This is a genomic window from Klebsiella sp. ME-303, from assembly GCF_007910085.1.
GTDB classification, from domain to species: Bacteria; Pseudomonadota; Gammaproteobacteria; order Enterobacterales; family Enterobacteriaceae; genus Klebsiella; species Klebsiella michiganensis.
On record NZ_VOJB01000024.1, the window covers coordinates 1 to 2,346 of the forward strand.

Below are 2,346 nucleotides of genomic sequence, written 5' to 3' on the forward strand. Positions count from 1 at the left end.
CCAGTAAGAATGAATGCCCCGATAATAATCGGCAATGCTAAAATAATTTTCACTAATTCATCTCCTTTTAAAGAAGACGAAATATTAACATAGAGACTTATACCGAACGACCTTCATCGTCCTTTCCATCCAGTACCCACCATACGGCACGCGCTTGCTGAGATGGCCATACAGGTGATGCAGCAGCAGGTTCCCTTCCAGCAGAATCCCGGCGTGGTTCCACTTATCCGCCTGCACCTGCATGATCACCATATCACCCGGTTGCGGTGGACCATCAAACTCACGGAACCCGCATTCATACCAGCAGTCCTGATAAAAATTGTCCGGATACTCCTTTTCCCACCACGGATAATCGACGCGGTAATCGTGCAGCTCGATGCCGTGGGTTTGCCGAAAATAGCTCATCACCAGGCCCCAGCAATCGTAGTGGCCCAGCACGAATGGTCGCTCGAGGAGCGGCAACTCACCACGCGGGTGGATGGTACGGAGATCGCCTTCTGGCCAGCTGATAATATGCCAGGGGAGAAGGGTCGCGTCGCATTGCGCTTTATCCAGTTCGCTCGGCTGGGTGGTGGCATCAGGATGGCTGTGAACAATACCGGTGATCGTTCCCCATTCTTCAACCTCCGCATAATCCTCCGGCGCCAGCACAAAATTATCTTTCGACTCTGTGGCCAGGTTCCGGCAGGGGAAATAACGCTCCGCTCGGCCCCTCTGGGCGACGAGGCCGCAGGCCTCGCGCGGATATTCTGCGGCCGCATGTTCCTGGATGGACTTAATCGTTTTCTGACGCATATCAGCTCCTGATTAATGAAGTGCCGGGGAACCCGCCAAACGGCAGTTCGCTATTCTCACCATGACGTAATTCGCAGGCCGTGAGCGTTCCGTTGCAGACATCCTGCGACGGGTCATCAACTGGCTGATTGTTCCTGTCAAAATATCGGGTGCCGGCATAGTCGCACCCGTTACCGCTGCGGTATTGATTGCGGATACACCAGGTGCAAATCGCATGCAGCTGGCGAGTGGGGATCATCATCCCCTGCAGGGCAAACGGGCTGGAGAGAGTAAATTCCACCTTCTCATCGTCTTCATAATGCTTTACGTCGATGAAGAAAAGGCGCCGTTTCTCCTGCGTCGGATCGGCTGAGGCATTCCCTTCCGGAAAGTTCTTCGCATCGAGATACTGTTTTTGCGTGTCGTGGATGACAACCCGCGCCAGAGCCAGATCGTCGTAATGAAGACAGAGCGCGGATATCTTTCCGTCGATATTCCCTACCCGCAGCGTTGGCTGCGCGTCGCTGCCCGTGGTGGATGACTCGATCCCTTCGATTTCACATGGCCAGGCTTTATACTCCCGCCCCTGCCACCAGATGCTTTTCGCCGGCAGCTTATCCAGGTCGCCGCCAGCGGCGAGGATTTCGGCTGCAGTATGGGGAACGTTATAGCCGTGGAAATACAAAACCTCATCCAGGCCAAACGCCTGGCCATCGATCTCCAGGAGACGAACCTCATCGCCTGGCTCTAACTTCTGATAATTCGCGTTAAGGCTCATGGTTTAAATGCCTGAATAAAAGTGGCTGAAAGTGAGTAATTTCCGCCGCCCAGAGGCACCGGTTTATATTGTTCGCAGCGGAAAAGCCCCACCTCTTCCAGAGGCGGGGTCCACTGAAACGCGCGGGTGCCTGCATGACGGTCGAAGAACTGCTTAATCGGACGGATATAGTCCTCCGTACCGACAAAACTCAGCTCCCAATCCTGTGATCGGGTGTTAATACCATCGCCGGATACCTGCGTATACCCGTCACCGAACTGCGCCTTCCGGACACGAAAGTTAACGGTCTGCTGGGGATTAACCCGCGGACTCCAGGTGAATATCTCAATAGCCATTAGCGTTGCCCTTTAACTGCATTCCAGACCATCCCGCCAGGGCGCATATCCTGCGCCATCAGCTCCCTGTATTTTTTCTCCACAAACGAGCCGATCTGCTGGCCAAACTGCTCAAAACCAGACGGCGCCTGCGTTGAGGTGTTTCCGCCTTCAATCGTGATATAGACTTTTGGCCCTTCCGACGCGCCGGCGTTCTGACCACCACCGACAGCGCGTACACCCAGCGAACCATCGCCGGCACGCGTCAGTGGCATGATGGCCTCCGGCCCGGCCTCGCCAAATACGCCGGCCCCTTTTGCGAAAGCGAAGAACTGCGGAGAGTCGTAGACCTGGTTGCTGTATGCGCTCAGCGACGGCGAGTCGTAAACGCCGCCTTTGGCGTTGAACTGGAAGTTACTGGCGGCATTCTGGATCGCCGTCCCCGAGCCTGCGCCCGCAGCGCCCGTGACAACGCTGGTC

Annotated in this window: 3 protein-coding genes and 1 pseudogene; all 4 read right to left on the reverse strand. The window is 55.6% G+C overall.

Features of this window, described 5'->3' with window-relative positions; all coding sequences use genetic code 11:
• Positions 1 to 84 precede the first annotated feature (84 nt).
• Positions 85 to 795 (reverse strand): C40 family peptidase, encoded by a 711-nt coding sequence (locus FQK12_RS00210; RefSeq protein ID WP_014228918.1) that lies wholly within the window; start codon positions 793 to 795, stop codon positions 85 to 87.
• A gap of 1 nt (position 796) precedes the next feature.
• A complete protein-coding gene (locus FQK12_RS00215; protein WP_014228917.1) occupies positions 797 to 1,552 on the reverse strand; it encodes a phage minor tail protein L in 756 nt (251 codons plus the stop codon).
• Positions 1,549 to 1,887 (reverse strand): phage tail protein, encoded by a 339-nt coding sequence (locus tag FQK12_RS00220; protein WP_014228916.1) that lies wholly within the window; start codon positions 1,885 to 1,887, stop codon positions 1,549 to 1,551. The genes FQK12_RS00215 and FQK12_RS00220 overlap by 4 nt, the downstream gene beginning before the upstream one ends.
• Positions 1,887 to 2,346 (reverse strand): annotated as a pseudogene (locus FQK12_RS00225) (phage tail tape measure protein); the annotation flags it as partial. The pseudogene FQK12_RS00225 and the gene FQK12_RS00220, both read right to left, overlap by 1 nt.